This is a genomic window from Plebeiibacterium sediminum (genome assembly GCF_026013605.1).
Lineage (GTDB): Bacteria > Bacteroidota > Bacteroidia > Bacteroidales > Marinilabiliaceae > Saccharicrinis > Saccharicrinis sediminus.
On the sequence record NZ_JAPDPJ010000029.1, the window covers coordinates 53,315 to 69,467 of the forward strand.

The 16,153-nt window shown below is 32.4% G+C and carries 14 protein-coding genes; 2 read left to right on the forward strand and 12 right to left on the reverse strand.

Translation table 11 applies throughout. From position 1 onward, the window contains the following. Positions 1-6: 6 nt before the first annotated feature. Both OM075_RS13255 and OM075_RS13260 read right to left on the reverse strand, forming a co-directional pair. Positions 7-729, reverse strand: coding sequence for a class I SAM-dependent methyltransferase (locus tag OM075_RS13255; protein ID WP_301191006.1), 723 nt, complete (start codon positions 727-729; stop codon positions 7-9). A gap of 143 nt (positions 730-872) precedes the next feature. Beyond that, positions 873-2,675: a sensor histidine kinase gene (locus OM075_RS13260; RefSeq protein ID WP_301191007.1), complete on the reverse strand. Its 1,803-nt coding sequence runs from the start codon at positions 2,673-2,675 to the stop codon at positions 873-875. Positions 2,676-3,027: 352 nt separating this feature from the next. On the opposite strand from OM075_RS13260, the gene OM075_RS13265 reads away from it, so the two are divergent. Continuing rightward, complete coding sequence (locus tag OM075_RS13265; protein WP_301191008.1) at positions 3,028-3,555, forward strand: TlpA family protein disulfide reductase; 528 nt, start codon at positions 3,028-3,030, stop codon at positions 3,553-3,555. Positions 3,556-3,645: 90 nt separating this feature from the next. Here the strand turns inward: OM075_RS13265 and OM075_RS13270 are convergent, their stop codons facing one another. From OM075_RS13270 to OM075_RS13280, 3 genes are all read right to left on the reverse strand, one after another. Continuing rightward, positions 3,646-5,352: a methyl-accepting chemotaxis protein gene (locus OM075_RS13270; RefSeq protein WP_301191009.1), complete on the reverse strand. Its 1,707-nt coding sequence runs from the start codon at positions 5,350-5,352 to the stop codon at positions 3,646-3,648. Positions 5,353-5,357: 5 nt separating this feature from the next. Then, positions 5,358-6,659, reverse strand: a complete 1,302-nt coding sequence (locus OM075_RS13275) for a hypothetical protein (RefSeq protein ID WP_301191010.1) — start codon at positions 6,657-6,659, stop codon at positions 5,358-5,360. 191 nt (positions 6,660-6,850) lie between these two features. After that, positions 6,851-8,248: a sensor histidine kinase gene (locus OM075_RS13280; RefSeq protein WP_301191011.1), complete on the reverse strand. Its 1,398-nt coding sequence runs from the start codon at positions 8,246-8,248 to the stop codon at positions 6,851-6,853. Positions 8,249-8,702: 454 nt separating this feature from the next. Between OM075_RS13280 and tsaA the strand changes: the two genes are divergently transcribed. Continuing rightward, positions 8,703-9,191, forward strand: coding sequence for a tRNA (N6-threonylcarbamoyladenosine(37)-N6)-methyltransferase TrmO (tsaA, locus tag OM075_RS13285; protein ID WP_301191012.1), 489 nt, complete (start codon positions 8,703-8,705; stop codon positions 9,189-9,191). A 59-nt stretch (positions 9,192-9,250) separates the two neighbouring features. Here the strand turns inward: tsaA and OM075_RS13290 are convergent, their stop codons facing one another. The 7 genes from OM075_RS13290 to OM075_RS13320 form a co-directional block, all read right to left on the reverse strand. After that, positions 9,251-10,855: a glycoside hydrolase family 43 protein gene (locus OM075_RS13290; RefSeq protein WP_301191013.1), complete on the reverse strand. Its 1,605-nt coding sequence runs from the start codon at positions 10,853-10,855 to the stop codon at positions 9,251-9,253. Next, positions 10,852-11,289: a hypothetical protein gene (locus OM075_RS13295; RefSeq protein ID WP_301191014.1), complete on the reverse strand. Its 438-nt coding sequence runs from the start codon at positions 11,287-11,289 to the stop codon at positions 10,852-10,854. Before OM075_RS13295 ends, OM075_RS13290 begins: the two co-directional genes overlap by 4 nt. Positions 11,290-11,428: 139 nt before the next feature. After that, positions 11,429-12,520: a serine hydrolase domain-containing protein gene (locus tag OM075_RS13300; protein WP_301191015.1), complete on the reverse strand. Its 1,092-nt coding sequence runs from the start codon at positions 12,518-12,520 to the stop codon at positions 11,429-11,431. 186 nt (positions 12,521-12,706) lie between these two features. Next, a complete protein-coding gene (locus tag OM075_RS13305; RefSeq protein WP_301191016.1) occupies positions 12,707-12,901 on the reverse strand; it encodes a PLDc N-terminal domain-containing protein in 195 nt (64 codons plus the stop codon). 73 nt (positions 12,902-12,974) lie between these two features. Beyond that, positions 12,975-13,298 carry a hypothetical protein gene (locus OM075_RS13310; protein WP_301191017.1) on the reverse strand — a complete coding sequence of 108 codons (324 nt, stop codon included), beginning with the start codon at positions 13,296-13,298 and terminating at the stop codon, positions 12,975-12,977. A 101-nt stretch (positions 13,299-13,399) separates the two neighbouring features. Further along, complete coding sequence (locus OM075_RS13315; RefSeq protein ID WP_301191018.1) at positions 13,400-15,259, reverse strand: MutS-related protein; 1,860 nt, start codon at positions 15,257-15,259, stop codon at positions 13,400-13,402. Positions 15,260-15,298: 39 nt separating this feature from the next. Next, on the reverse strand, positions 15,299-15,868 hold the full coding sequence (locus OM075_RS13320) for a DUF2867 domain-containing protein (protein ID WP_301191019.1): 570 nt from the start codon (positions 15,866-15,868) through the stop codon (positions 15,299-15,301). Positions 15,869-16,153: the final 285 nt, after the last annotated feature.

Below are 16,153 nucleotides of genomic sequence, written 5' to 3' on the forward strand. Positions count from 1 at the left end.
AAGTTTCTATTTTATTGCTGTAATATAAAGTGAACCTGCTATTTCATTTACTAACGGCGTTTTTTCGCAAAAATTACCTATTGAAGAAAATGTTTTTACAAGTTTCAATGGTATGGCCGGATGCAGAAAGTCAAAGGGAATTACTTTTATTTCTCTGAAATTATACTTTTTCAATAGACGAACAATCTGCCATCGAAAAAAAGCTGTTTCATCAGGAGAATCTCCAAGCTTTCGTTTTAACCAGGGAATATTTTTTTGTAGAGCAATTTGAGGGTTCATCATATTAGGTTCAGTAAAAGCTACTACACCTCCAACTTTTAAAACACGATGAATTTCAGCTATGGCTTTATCAATATCTAAATGGTGTAAAACAGAACTACCTATTACCGAATCAAAGTAATCGTTATCAAACGTCATTTTGTAGGCGTTCTCTTCACAAAAAGACACGTTAGAGTCAGTAATGTTTTTACGGGCAATACTTAATAAATCAGGCGAAATATCAATGGCAACAACCTGAGCTTTGGTTTGAATAATTTCCTGAGTAAAATAACCTGTACCACAACCAAGTTCAAGCACTTTTTCATTGGCATTAATATGTTTGGTAAGCATTTTTACTCTTCTCTTCCAACGAACTTTTCCTGCAGGAGATTCCCAATTCCATATCTCTCCGGCATTGTTCTCAGAAAGAAATTTACCATGCTCTATCTCATTTTCAATTCGCTTGTCCATAAGTTTTTTTGCGTAATAATTGTTGTCTGACGATTCAAAATTGTAATAACAGATTCGAAAGTAGTACATTTTTTTACTTTATCGATTGGAACAATAAAGCTTTTTACGTGAAGATGTATTTGTTTAAGGTAGCTTGAAGTAAATTATAAATTATCGTCAGGCATATATGGAATAGAAAATGTAAATGTTGTTCCTTTGTTTTCAGTACTTTCTACTTGAATATGGCCATCAAGAGCAGCAATATATGCTTTTACAATGGACAGTCCCAAACCTGAACCTTCATGATTATTTCTTTTGTTTTTATTGGCCTGAACAAAATTGTTAAATATGGATTCAATACTTTCCGATGGTATACCGGATCCCGAATCTTGAATAATGAAAACTAAATCTTTATTCTTGATAAAATTACTAATTGATATATAACCTTCATCAGTAAATTTTATGGCATTCTTTATTAGGTTAGTTAAAATACCTTCAAGTTTTATTTTGTCGGTTTTTATTATGGCCTTAGACTCATCAAGTAATTGGGCTATTTTAAAATCTAATCCTTTTGCTTTCGTTTCAGTATGGAAAAAGTTGTAAACATACTTTATTGTTTCATTCAAATTTACTTTCTGATAATGCACTTCAACTTCACCTGATTCAATTCTTGAAATTTCTATGATATCATTAATGGTTTCCAATAATCTTTCTCCACTTTTAGAGATAATATCAATGTAATTATTACTTGTATCCCTGTTTAAATCCGGATTTTTAAGTAAATCTAAAAAACCTAATACTCCATTCATCGGAGTACGAATTTCATGAGACATATTCATTAAAAACTGGGACTTAAGACGATCACTCTCCTCTGCTTTTATCTTAGCCAATTCTAATTCTGCATTTTTTTGCTGTAAATCATTAGTTAATTCTATAGCGATGAGTTTTGCATTGTATTGCGTGTTTAACAAAGCTAATAACAATAGAGATAGAAGAAGGCTTATTATCAGTCCGCTTGAGAATATTATGGTTACTTTATTGGTTAAAAAAGAAGTGTTAATATCCGAATGAGCATAAACCAATGACCAATGTCTGCCGTGAAGATCAAGTTTTTGAGTCAGGTTATTTATTTTTTTTGAGTTGTCATGAACTGGTTTCTCTTGTTCACTATCAAAAAGCTTATGTTCATCAAGCAAATCATCTCCATCGTAAATGTGTAACGACACTTTTTTGTTTTCAAGTACATTCCAATGCCCAATGATATTTTCCATTAAATCATTCATCCGGTAAGGACTGCTGACCCAACCAATAAGTGCATCCTGTCTTTCTTTTATGTTGTTAAGCGGCATATCTCTTTTATAAACAGGAGCAAACATGATTACACCAGACTGAGGATTTTTATCTGATTCCTGTACCAGTATTAATTTATGGGTTAAAATAGGTTGGTTTAGGTCGCAGGCTCTTTGCATAGCTTCTCTTCTCACAGGTTCCTGGTAAGTATCGTAGCCAATGGCTTTTTGGTTTAATTCATCTTGTGGTTCTAAATATATGATGGAAGAATAGACTTCTCTGTCGTTAGCAGGTTTTACCTTATAATCTTTATATACCTTACTAAAATGATCAATATGTTCATCGAGTTGATTTTTAGGAATTAAAATGTTATATCCAATACCCTGATATCCTGGTAAAATATTCTTGATTTTACTATGAGAAATATAGCTTTCCCATTCTTTTTTTGTAACAGTATCAGAAGAACTTATAAATGAACTTATATTCTGAAGAAGTTGAGCGTGAAAGTCAATGCGTTTTTTTATATCAAAAGAAATCTCATTACAAAAAACTTCGAATTCCCTTTCCCTCTGGTTTTCTAATAGATTCTTAGAATAATTCGTTGTTAAAATTGTTATGATTAATCCTGCTATAAAGATTAATAATGCAATTGTAATATTCCTTTGGTGAGTTTTCATAGGATTTATCTTTCATTCAATTATTATAGGAAACTTAGCAGGATTATCATTCAAATTATACTGTATGCATAGTATAAGTTCAAATGTATTCAAAGGCAAGTTTCAACTAATAATAATGTCATGTTGCATAAAAGTAAATATACAGATCACTATTCACTTATGCGAATTATATATCTAATATTTTATTATTTATGGGCGTAAGAGTGAAATATATTCCCTATTAAAAGATTTCTGTTCAAAAATTGACTTTTATGAAGTAAATATTTTTCATTCAATTATTTATATTTATCCAATCAAACTAAGAAGGAGATAAACTAATATTGAACCATATAATTGTTTAAAATAAAAACCAATGTACAATAAAGTTATTCTGATATTTTTAATGATTGTGTTGCCTTTGAATATGTTTTCTCAGGAGGAAGAACAAATTGATTACGAAGCATTTGATATTACAAAAGTAGGCCAGCAAGTTCCTGATTTTTCATTTGAAACAATTGACGGAAAGAGTTTTGAAATGTCTCAGCTAAAAGGTAAAACCGTTTTACTTGTGTTTTTTGCAACATGGTGTGGTCCATGTATGAAAGAATTACCTCGTATTCAGGAAGAAATATATAACAAATATCATTCGGATCAATTTATGGTAATTGCTTTTGGACGAAATCACTCCATGGACGAAATTAAAAAGTTTAATGAAGCTAAAGGTTTTTCTTTTCTATTAGCTCCCGATCCGGATAGAAATATATACAGTAAGTTTTTTGAGCAATACATTCCACGAAATGTTTTGGTAGATAAAACAGGGAAGATCGTTTATCAAAGAACCGGATACGATGAGGAGGATGCTAAACAGTTAAAGGGATTGATTGCTAAAGAATTAAACTAGTATATTCTAACTCAGGAATTTATTATTACAAAAAAATCCGGTAAGTCACCTTACCGGATTTTTTGTATTTCATTAATATGTTTTATCAACTTAAAAAACCTGATATTCATCGTCAGATTTGTCGTTCAAATTCAGTTTGATAACACTGTCATCAGGCAATTGACTTTTAACTTTCTTTTTTTCTGTTACGATTTTTTGAGCAGGCATCTCTTTCGGTTTTTCTGTTGTTTCCAAATGATTACCAATATCAAAAAATGAAATAACCTCTTTAAGATGATTAGCCTGATCATATAAGTTTTCTGCGTTTGAGGCCAGCTCCTCACTCGAAGCAGCATTTTGCTGAGTAATGCTATTAAGCTGCTGTATAGCACTGTTTACCTGAGCTGCACCATTATTTTGTTCAAGACTGGCTGCAGCAATTTCCTGAATAAGTTTTGATGTATTTTCAATTTTAGGAATCGTATTCATCATTACAATTCCGGTATCTTCTGTTAATTTTAATCCGGTTTGTACTAAACCTATAATTTCATCAGCAGCAACCTTACTGTTTTCAGCAAGTTTTCGTACCTCAGCGGCAACAACGGCAAATCCTTTACCATGCTCACCGGCTCGGGCTGCTTCAACAGCTGCGTTAAGAGCTAAAATATTGGTTTGGAAAGCAATATCATTAATTACTGTAATCTTTTCTGCAATACGTCTATTGGTTTCTTCAACAGTTTTTGATTGATTAGCAACCTCAGTTATGCTTTCACTGGCTTCGGTAGATACTTTATCGGTTTCTTGTGCATTTTGGCTGTTTTGTTCAATATTAGATGACATCTCTTCCATGGTAGAAGATACTTCTTCAATAGAACTTGCTTGTTCACTTGCACCTTGAGATAATTGCTCAGAGGCACTACTAAGCTGAGAACTGGCATTACTAATTTGATCAGATCCTTTTACAATGGCCTCAACCACTTTGCGTAAATTCAATAACATTGTATTAAGAGCAGAAGCCAACTGACCAATTTCATCGTTGGATTTTGTTTGAATTACAATATCTATTTTTCCTTTGCCCACTTGTTCAACATCAGAAACCAGACTGATAATAGGTTTTGATAAACGTTTACCAATCAGGATGCTAATAATAATGATAAGTGCTGTAACAATGATAAAAATAACTAATAAAAGAACGAGTGTATTTCTCATGGCCTTGTTACTTTCACTAGCTTGTATTAAAAGGTCATTATCAATATCATCAATGTAATTACCTGTACCAATAACCCAATCGTAAGGTTCAAAATATGAACTAAATCCTCTTTTAGGCAGCGGTTCATCCGAGTCGGCTCTGGGCCAGTAATATTCCGAGAATCCATTACCTTTAATGGCTGCGTTAATAATATCCTGAACTAATAATTTTCCTTTGGCATCTTTTGTTTCCCAGCGATTGGTACCTTCTGTTTTAGATCCTTTGATAAATACGTTTTGACCGTTTGATTTATCTGCCCAAAAGTAGCCTACTTCTCCATATTTAGCTTCTCTGATTATGTTGGCAGCAAAGCTCTTTGTAGAGTCTTGAGACAAGCCATATTGGCTACCTACTTTTTCAATTTGATGAAGCATTGACATCACAACCTGAGAATGCTCTTTAATTTTACTGTCGTAACTGTTTCTAAGTAAACTTTCTAGTTGTGCTATTTCACGGTTCTGGTCCCTGTTAATAACATATACAAATACGGAAGAAATAACTATACCCAGAAACAAGGCAGCGCTAATTGCCAGTAATACAATCTTATTGGTAATATTAAGCTTTAACATAAAGTTTAAAAATTATAGATAGTAGTGAAAATGTAACGATAATTTGTGATGTTATGACTGTCAACGAATTGACCATCCTGAACAGAATCTGCATATTTAACACTTGTAGTTGCCAATTCAACTCCAAATTTTAATTTGTTTTTAGTGTAAGTGATGCGAGGAGACCATCGGGTTAAAGAAGTCAGGTCATTACCAAAACCGTAATAAACATCTGGTTTATTATCATGGTCAGGTGCTTTAACATGACCAATGAAAAATCCTGTAGCCCAGTTTTTCATTTTGTATTCAATCTCACTCCACACAGCAGTTGTTTCTGTATTTTTATAGGTACGAAAATCAGTAACAGGATCAATACTTTTAACTCCATAACCTCCAATTAATAATAGATTTGTTAAATTTTCACCGTAAGTACCATATACTTTTATAAAAAACTTACTATTACTGTATTTGGCAAATCCTCCAATATTATATGATGATGCAGTTTCCTTATGAGCCAGATTGGCATCACTTTTTAATCGCGGAACAATAGTTTTAAAACCACCAACAACACCAGCTAAAAGGCCATTGTTTGAACTGGCAATTAATCTGGCTTGTACTTCAGGTAATCCTGAATTACGCAAATATTCACCCGATGCACCATTAGGCCCACGATCTGAAAAATCTCGCTGACTTAGTGCAGAAAGTGATAACTCAAGAGATTTTGAAGGCGTATAGGTAACACGAACTTGTGGTGCACGACTAAATGGTTGAATAGGAACTGCAGCTCCCCATGCAATAATTTCCGGGTAACAGCTGGTAACAAAAGTAGGATGCCAGGTTTGACCCAATAAAAATCCCAGTTTTTCATTTTTTAGTTGAATAAAGGCATGTCTTAATCTGGCTGTAGATGAGTTGGCATCTGATGTTCCAAAATAGTCAAATTCCAATACTGCACTTGATTGAAAATCATCTATTTTCATGCCGGTCATTGAAAAACGAAGACGAGAGTGCAAATTAAACATTTGTAATCGTCCGTAGTCATTCATGTCATTACCATTTGCGTCTCTTACAACAGGTTTGGGAAATAACAAAAACTCTCCGTCCCGTGCATTTACAGTTTGTCTTGAATCGTACTTAACTGAATGGCTGATAAAACCAGAAATGTTTAGCCAATGAAATTTTTCTTTGTTTTCTTGTTCCTGTGCATGTATGCATGTAAAGCCAAGAATCAATAGAACCAGTAATAAATCCTTCTTGTTCATAATGTAATCTGTTCCAATTTTATTTAGGTAATTAAATCCCTCTGAATTCAGCCAAATACGCTCCATACTCTATGAAAGTTACAATATATGTACAAATGTATATGTTGGAATAAGGGAGTCGATTGTTCAATGTTTTGATAGTTAGTATTATATAGTTATTAAATTTAGAGGATAAAGCGAATGATTATTAAATTACAAGGTATTGATTTTAGTTTTTTTTAGTTATAATCATGAAAAAGATAATACTTTTGCTTGTCCTATTTTTCACTTAAAGGCATCGTAAATATGAAATTGGATCCTTTGTTAACTTCACTTTCAACCCATATTTTACCACCATTTTTCTTAACAAATTCTTTGCACAGTAAAAGGCCCAAACCAGTTCCTTTTTCATGATTGGTTCCTTGTGTTGTGTGATTATGATCAGTCTGAAAAAGTTTAGAAAGATCCTCTTTGGCAATACCAATTCCTGTATCAGAAACTGAAATGACTACCATGTTTTTATGGCTTATTTTGGCCGAAATAGTTATACTTCCTTTAATATTAGTAAATTTTACTGCATTGGTTATCAGGTTATGTAATGTCGATGACAGCATAAACATATCTGCATATACTTTAATATCAGGATCGATGTTAATAAGTAGGTTAATCTCTTTTTTTCGATAAGAACTCTCCAATAATTTACATGCTCTTTTTACTTCTTCAATTAAAAATATGGGCGTTTTATTTTCTTTGATTCCTACGGTTTGCATACGTGACCATAGAAGTAGATTTTCAATTAATTCATTAATACTATAAGAGTTCTTGTAAATAATAGAAAGATATTTGGTGATCGTTTTTTTATCGTACTCTTGATAATTATGATACATTAGCTCAGCTAAACCCATCAGGGAGTTCATTGGATTTTTTAAATCGTGTGCAACTATCGAAAAAAACTTATTTTTTGTGGCAACAGTATTTTCCAACTCTTTATTGATTTCTGTGAGCTGCTTTTTTTGTGCAATTAATTCTATAGCCTGTTCTTTAATTCTTTCTTTTTGTTCTGTAAGTTGTTTATTTCTTTTGTTTAATAATTCATTTTGATCCTCAACAATTGTATTTTTTATCCTTAATTCATGTATGTTTTTACTAAACTGATTAACCATATAAAGAATTACAGCCGAAAAAGAAATAAGAATGAATATAGAAAGTATTAAGGAATCATTTAGATAAGGGTTTTCAATTTTTATGGTTCCTGTTATAACATATACAATTTGAATTATAGTTTGAATAATTCCATGTAGTTTGTTAACAATGATGTAGGTAATAACTACCAGCAAAGCAAAGAAAATGAGATTCCTAAGAAAAAGAGAGGTCTCAAAGTCACCAAATTGAACTCTCATTAAGGCGTAAATAAAATTTACAATAAGAGAATATGATGTGATAGCAAAGCTTGTTGGAAGCTTCATTAATTTTAGTACATATAAAAAGAATGTACTTAGTATAAAAATGCCTGTAACCAGGTTTACGAATATGATTTGATCAGATATGGAATTCATATTAATTCCATCCAAAACTAAACCAATACAACTAACAATTACAGTAATTATGTATATAATATGAGCTCCTCTATTTATGTATACATATAACGCTTGCCTCTTTTCCAATTCCCTCTCCACTTAATCTCCTGTTAATTAGTTACCAATCTCTCTTTACTAATAAACTGATATTTCAGTTACATTTATTTGATAAAAACTGAAATATTATTTAACAAATTTTGAAATCTAACATTTACGGGCGGTATATGGCTTTTTTTCTTTTTATCCTGACAAAAATGTAATTACATCCATAAATTCTACAAAAATGTAAGATGCTCCAATTGGTCTCATTCACCTAATCAATGCGTTATGAAAATGGCATACTTTTTATAAATGAAAAGTAAGAAATTCCACATTAGCCTTATGTTGTAAGTAATAGAGGAGGAGCTGAACGTATGAAGTTTTAAGAAAAATATGGTTAGTTGAAGATTTATAAACCTTACAATAAATAGGTAATATGGAATGATTAAAAGAATGATAGGATAGTTTTTCTATCAAGATTCTTTTGAATGGATAACGGATAAAAATAAATATTATGAGTGCAATTCAATTTCATCCAATCGGGTATATTTATACACCTCATAAGAGTTTGGAAAATATGCCAATTCAACCAGCAGGAGCGAAGGCTGTTAAAGGAACTATTGAAATTTTGCCTGAGTATGCAGACGGATTGCAGGATATTGAAGGTTTTTCGCACATCACCTTATTTTATCATTTGCATAAAGTAAAGGAGTACAAGCTAAAAGTAACTCCTTTTATGGATACAAAAGAGCATGGTATTTTTGCATGTAAATCACCAACACGTCCCAATGCCATGGGAATGTCCACAGTAAAACTATTGGCAGTTGATGGTAATGTGTTGCATATCGAAGAGGTTGATATGTTGGATGGTACACCATTAATTGATATTAAACCTTATTGGCCAAAATTTGATAGTCGTGAGAATGTTAGGATGGGATGGCTTGAGAAACAGCCAGAAATTGTTCCTGTGGAGGAATTGATTTCAGATGCCAGGTTTGTGTAAGTAATAAAAGACCGAAAATAACCATGCGTGTAATCACGCATGGTAAAATATTCAGAGGGTTATTGATTAATTCGGTAATAATCAAAATCAACATATCCACCAGCTTCCTGTGTGGCATAATTAAAAAGACCATAGCGGTATCCCATAAAATGCTTGGTGATTGAATAGAGCATCTGAAGCGATTTCCTTATTTCTTTCCAATCTTTTCCATTAAGACTGTAATAAAAGTTTGCCTTTTCTGTATCGAAATCGCAGTCGATTTTTAAGTAGACCTTTTCCTGGGCTAAGGGAATTTGCTCAAACTCTTTAACCTCAGTACTTATTTGATGCGTCATTACAATGCCGTGTTTTTGATCTTCATTTTCAATGCCAAGTTGAGATTGAACCATCACAATGGATTTTTTGCCATTCTCCATTTTAACACCAACATAACCGTACTTATTCTGAAGAGCTATTAAACCAGCAATATCTCCATCTTTCATGCCTTCTACATCTATGCATGTTGAAGCTGAGCAGTGTGGACCAAAGGTTCGTTGAGTAAGCATGTTTCGAGCCAAAAGTATATTGGTATCAACACGTCCGGTAGTAATACGCAAGCGTCCTGGTTTTTTAAGAATATCCCAATTTTCATGATCCGGATTATGGTTCCATTGCCATACTAAAGGAAGTTTTGGTTCCTTATGTTTTCTTTCAAATTCGTCAGAAGATACAATATTGAAAAGTCCTTTTGAGTTATCCGGAAGATCTAGTTTTTCAGGGACTTTGCCATCAACACCAATAACAGGCCAGCCATCTTTCCATTCAACAGGAGCGAGGTAAGGGATTCTTCCCAGGCTGCCTCTGTCGCCAAATAGCATGGCATACCAGTCACCTTCAGGAGTATCAACTAAACCTCCCTGAGCAATTTGCTCGTATTGTAGCATCACTTTGCTTTCATAGGGACCTGTAATTTTATCGGCTCTGCTTACAATGACAGATCGAATCCATTTACTTTTGGGTGAACCAATATTAAAAAGATAGTATTTGCCGTTGATTTTATGCATTTGGCTACCTTCACCTGGCAATCCTCCAACTTCATCTTTACCAAATACCATATTAGCGTTTTCAATAATTACTTTATTAATGCCATCAGGTTTAATACCTGAAGCATCAGGAAGTAGCTCTATAAGATGAATTTTTCCTCCTCCGTAAATCATATACACGCGTCCATCATCATCAAAAAATAAGGAATTATCGTGAAGAACAGGTTCAAATGTAAAGGATTCCCATGGTCCATTTTCAACACTTTTGGTTTTGTAAACGTGTGTTTTTCCTGATGTGGCAGAAAATGTGGATACATAAAACATTCCATTATGGAAGCGAAGGCTACTCGCCCAAGAACCCTTTCCATAGGCTTCTTGTCCATTTTCCAGGTTCATTTTATCATTTTCAACTAAACGGTCGTAGGCATAACCGGCAATTTCCCAATTTACCAGATCTTTCGATTTCATAATTGGTAATCCGGGACTCATGTGCATCGTGGTACTACTCATGTAATAAGTATCGCCCACACGAATTGTGCTTACATCAGGAACATCTGCATAAATAATGGGATTTTGTGCTGATTGTCCCCAAACAAAAATGTTGCTTAATACCAATAAGGCAATTAATAATGTAGATTTCATTTTTCTAATGGTTTTATTTCTTGAAGTATTAAATATTTATTTCGTCCGATAAACAGGTGGTATAAAACAATTACAAACAGAGGGATTATTACAAATGCAACATATTTTAAATCATTACCTGCTAAATTGTTTTCTTTTGATTGAGCTAATAGTATAGATATGAATGTAAGAATGCCAACAATTTGGAATAGAAAACTGATTTTATGATTTGCTTTTAAGTTAACGTGAACTTCAGAGGCATTTGTATCAATTGTTAATTTATTACTGCCACACCAATCTATCTTTGCTTTTAAGATATGACTACCATCCTCTATTTCATAGGTCTTTAGTTCTCCATCCACAATAGAATCCACTTTTATATTGTCAATATAAAGGTTGATTTTTCTGTATTTATTATACCATTCAGAACTTCTTTTAATGATTATTTGACCCATTAGTTGTGAATTTTATAATTAAGACTAAACGTAAAACAAACGTAAAATATAAATATTTAGTATTGGGTATATACTTTTATTGGTATTTTATTTTAAAAATTGCTGTATATACAATGAATCAATGATTTTGTTATTCATTCTAAGGTTTTAGTTTAGGATGAATTTTAGATAAATCTTTAATTAAGAATTCCAAGGGTTTCCTTTTTTGTAATGGGATTTTCCTGTTATCGGCATTTATTATAATTACTAAATCCAGCGCCGGAACCACATTAATAATTTGCCCGCCATTTCCCGGAATAAACCATGAATTAAATCCATATTCAGTTTTTACCATTTGCCATTGACAACAACTGTATAATGGATGTTTGATTTCAATGTAAGGCGTCAATATTTCTTTTATCCATTCTTCTGAAACAATTTGTTGATCGTGCCATTTTCCGCTGTTCAGATGCAGTAGACCGTATTTAGCAATATCTCTGGACTTTAATTGTAATCCTCCGCCAACATCATATATTCCATTTTTTGAAAACCAGCTATATTCATTAATACCAAGAGGTTCAAATAAATTCTGTACGGCAAAGTCTGCAATATTTAATCCTGTAGCTTGCTTTATTATTTCACCCATAATAATATTGTTAGGACCACTATAAACGTATTTTGTTCCCGGAGTTGTGTCCATTTGTAATTGCAATGATGCTAGAAGTAAATGATCAACTTTATCCATTTTTGCACCCATATTATCAGGATCGTCAACAGGCAAGGATTGTTCATCCCATTTAAAGCCAGATGTATTCGTTAACAGGTCTTTAATGGTTACCTGATGTTTTAACGAGTCCGTTTCCCTGGCAGCGTAATCAGGAAAATAATCCAACATTTTTTGTTTTGTATCTTCTATTTTTCCTTGGTCAATAGCAATGCCTGTTAAAATAGCACTCATGCTTTTTGTTGTGGAAGCCATAAAATGAAGGTCAGTACTTTTCCATCCATTGTAATATTGTTCTACAACAAGATCATTTTTATGAATAACCAATACACTATGAATCTTTCCGTATATTCCGTTTAAAATGTCCTGGTTTACCTTTTCAAAAGCGTTTTTATCAAGTTGATGTTGCGATAATGTAGATACTGTGAGTCCATCATTTTTATTAATGGGAGCTTTGTATATAGAGTCAGATTTAGGGGTACATGCAATAAGGCATAGCATAATCAGAATACTTAAAGATGCTTTCATATTCAAAAATTTAAAATAGGTGATACATCAACTCATAAATGAAGTAGGATGATTCATTTATTTAAACAAGTTAGTCAAAAGTTAGATGAGATCTTTATAAATGGAATAGAATTATTCCTGATTTACACAGAATGAAATTTGGAAGGTACAGTGATCGTTTATGACGATCACTGAATGGGCAGGTTATTATTTTCTTAACGGTGTAATCAGTCTTCTTTTTAACTGGAAATAAATGATTGGGCCAAATACAGGAAAAAGAATAACCAGTAGAAGCCATAATGTGCTTAATTTATATCTGATTCGTGTTTTGTTAATGTCATACATGGCCATGAAACAAAGCATTGCAGCAGAAATAATTAAAATAATAAGTAAAGTATCCATTTGTATTCTGTTTTTTGTTGTTAGTTAATATTAAGCCACAGGGGTGTGGCTATACTTTTAATTAAAGCAGGCATTATTCAAATTTGTAATCAGTATTGTGTAAAGGAGCAAAAAACTCCACTTTACCACATTGCGGACAAATATGTAAATCAAAAGACTCTCTGTTTACAAAAGCTTCAAATATATTTCCCAGGACTCCAATTTTAGGTCCTTCGTGAAATTTATATTCTCCTGAAAATAGCATGGGTACATCGCACCTTAAGCAGTTTATTTCTCTTTTGTTTTTATTTAAATCCTGAATGTCAACAACTTTTTGCTCTGTTAAACTGTAGTTGCAATTCCAACATAGTTCAAAACCTTCTTCAATTTCTGCATTACAATTGGGACAATTTTTCATAGTTTAGTTTTTATTATAAAAGCTCTTTATTTGATTTTTGTATGATAAATATACAATTAGATTAAATAAAATAGGCGTTATTTCAAAAAAGTTTCAATAAATTAAATTTCATCCTCAGATATATCCGACAAAATATTGATTCCGCTTTTTCGCATCAGTTCACAGGCATTAAAGTCGTTGCAAATACCTGTATGAAGTTTATAACTAAAATACATTGTGTTGTCTTTTATTTCGCTGTTGAAACTATAGTTGGTAACCAATGATTTTTTTTCTAATAATTTGGCCAGTTCTATATCATGCGTAGCAACTATACCAGAGGTTTTTAATCCACACATTTGATAAATTAAAGAGAAACCTCCTCTGTGCCTGTCCTGAGAGTTAGTTCCTTTAAACATCTCATCCAGCAAAAAGAAGATATTTTCATTGTTTTCTATCTTCTTTAATATGGTTTCAACTCTTTTAAGTTCGGCATAAAACGACGATACTCCCATGCTTAAATTATCCTGGGTTCTCATGCTGGTATATAGTTTAAGGTTTGAAACCTTAGCATTTTCAGCACAGCATGGAGCACCGGCAAGCGCTAAAACAAGATTTAATCCAACCGTTCGTAAAAAGGTACTTTTTCCTCCCATATTTGAACCTGTTATCATGCTTATATCGCCATGTCCTTCAGAGTGAAAATTGTTGCAAACACGTTTGTCTGATTGAATCAAAGGATGACCCAATACCTCAAAATGTATATGGTTATTCTGTTCTGTGATCTCAGGAAAAGTAAAAGCTGGATTTGAATAGCTAAATCCTGCAAAACTATTTAAAGCTTCAAACTCACTGATAATATTTGACCATGATCTTAAAGAAGTTTTGTTTTTCAATTTCCATTGTTCTGTTTCTATAATTAAGTAAATATCTAACAGCAAAAACAGATTCAGTATGGCATAAAAGGCATTTCCTTTGATGGGAATCTTCATTTTGTTAACACCTCTTTGCTGTGAGAAGTCTAATATTTTACACAGTTTATTTATCTCTTTAAAAGCAGAGAATTTATCCAGGCTTAATAAAGATTGTAACTGTTTTAATTTATATGACTTGAACTTTTTATTTTCAATGGCAGAGATTAGTGACTTGTAGCTTTTTAAGGTATTGATGTTTTCCTGAGAGGTGATTACAATATCTTCAGCCTGTGGTTTTGTTCTTCTTAAAACAAAGTTGTTTATCAGCATTACGGCAATAAACGGAATTAAATAGGTAAACCAGTTTACAAAAAAGATGTGAATAATAAAATAATACAAACTGGCAAATGACAGCACAGAAAGAGCTACTGCAAGAGTAATATATAAGAGCGAATGGTTTATTAAACCAACAGGTTTCTCCATCCATTCTAACAATTTATTGTAATCGCTTTTTTTATGCTGAAAGTGCATTCCTGAAGCTTGAAAATCCTGTCTCCATTGCAAATTGGGGGCTAACTCTTTTATGGCTTCCTGCCTTTCAATTATTTCATGGTTTAAAGCAGGTTCAGACAACCATTTAGCCAGGCGAAGTTTACCCGACTCTGTTGTGGTTCTGTTTATCAACTGAAAAATTGAATGTTGTCCAAATATATCTAAATCGGATGTGTAGGGGTGAGTGGCATTGATAAATTCTTTTCCTTTATCAAAGGTATTTAGTTTACGTTCATCTCTCAGAATTTCTGACTCATTGATGCATTTCAGAAATTCGGTGTGTCTTTTTCGATACGCTATTTTACTGTAATATTTAATGGATATACCAAAAGATATAATGGCTACAAGCGGAAAAACAAGCAGAATAGTGGTGAGTAATTTGTATTTAAAAAGGTAGATAAGAATAATAGCTAACAAGATAAAAAGAACCAGCCGAAGTAATGAGATTTGCTTTAGCAACTTAGTTAACTTTACCAGGTTGGTGTTGTGTATTTTAATGTTATCGCTAAACGTTTTCATAGGTGAAGCATTGTTCTGAAGGTGGATAAGTCTGTATTGTTAATTATTAATAGTATTTAGTTGGGGTATAGTATTAGTATTGGTTTTTTCTAATTGGTTTATGATACCTTTAAGCATTGTTGGAACAATAAGCTTATGAAAAAATCGGACGGGCAGGAAATATAGTTTCCCAAACCAGTTGTGAAAAATTACGGTTGTTGAAATAGTTAAGCATTTTGTTTCACTGTTTATTTGTGCTATATACAATGAAACCTTAAAATCTAAATGCTTATCATCCTCACCTAAAACTACTTCATTTTCAGTTTTATTAAAGACTTTAAAAAGACCTACCTGATCACCTACTTCACATGTAAAATGTTTAAGTTCTTCTTGCCCTTTTTTATTTTCAGAAGTTTTAAGTCCAAATAAAGCAACAATCTTATTTCTCAAAGTAAACAATCCACTAATCCATTGAGGACCTGTTGAAAAGAAAGCTTTTCCAATGTCTGTAGACGTGATTTTTTTATCAGCGTCATGTAATTGCCCTTTGAAACTATCAGTATAGTCATATTTTGTTTGAGTAGTTTTTAAAACTGAATGATTAGGAAGTGTTGCTTTTACAATTTTCATAGGTCTAAATTTGGTGTTTACTCAGAAAGCAGGATATAAACTTATTATAGGTTTTAATGGAATTTATGACTGTTGTAAATATAGGATTTCTTTTCTTTTTTATCTAAGATGATACAGAGTTATGAACACTCTCTTGTAAACCCCTATTTACAACTCCCTAATACCTAAAAACACTTTGTAAACCCCTATTTGCGAGAGTGTTCAAAACTTTGTGTCATAATAGATTAAAAAGAAAATAACTTTGCCTCATGACAAAAGAATTTGATTACAAAAAGTTTAAAGAAG

Coding starts and splice junctions, on each gene's coding strand:
- OM075_RS13265 (WP_301191008.1), top strand. CDS start 3,028: ATGTACAATAAAGTTATTCTGATATTTTTAATGATTGTGTTGCCTTTG.
- OM075_RS13310 (WP_301191017.1), bottom strand. CDS start 13,298: ATGAAAAATTGTCCCAATTGTAATGCAGAAATTGAAGAAGGTTTTGAA.
- OM075_RS13320 (WP_301191019.1), bottom strand. CDS start 15,868: ATGAAAATTGTAAAAGCAACACTTCCTAATCATTCAGTTTTAAAAACT.
- OM075_RS13295 (WP_301191014.1), bottom strand. CDS start 11,289: ATGGGTCAAATAATCATTAAAAGAAGTTCTGAATGGTATAATAAATAC.
- OM075_RS13255 (WP_301191006.1), bottom strand. CDS start 729: ATGGACAAGCGAATTGAAAATGAGATAGAGCATGGTAAATTTCTTTCT.
- OM075_RS13260 (WP_301191007.1), bottom strand. CDS start 2,675: ATGAAAACTCACCAAAGGAATATTACAATTGCATTATTAATCTTTATA.
- OM075_RS13290 (WP_301191013.1), bottom strand. CDS start 10,855: ATGAAATCTACATTATTAATTGCCTTATTGGTATTAAGCAACATTTTT.
- tsaA (WP_301191012.1), top strand. CDS start 8,703: ATGAGTGCAATTCAATTTCATCCAATCGGGTATATTTATACACCTCAT.
- OM075_RS13300 (WP_301191015.1), bottom strand. CDS start 12,520: ATGAAAGCATCTTTAAGTATTCTGATTATGCTATGCCTTATTGCATGT.
- OM075_RS13315 (WP_301191018.1), bottom strand. CDS start 15,259: ATGAAAACGTTTAGCGATAACATTAAAATACACAACACCAACCTGGTA.
- OM075_RS13275 (WP_301191010.1), bottom strand. CDS start 6,659: ATGGAGCGTATTTGGCTGAATTCAGAGGGATTTAATTACCTAAATAAA.
- OM075_RS13270 (WP_301191009.1), bottom strand. CDS start 5,352: ATGTTAAAGCTTAATATTACCAATAAGATTGTATTACTGGCAATTAGC.
- OM075_RS13305 (WP_301191016.1), bottom strand. CDS start 12,901: ATGGATACTTTACTTATTATTTTAATTATTTCTGCTGCAATGCTTTGT.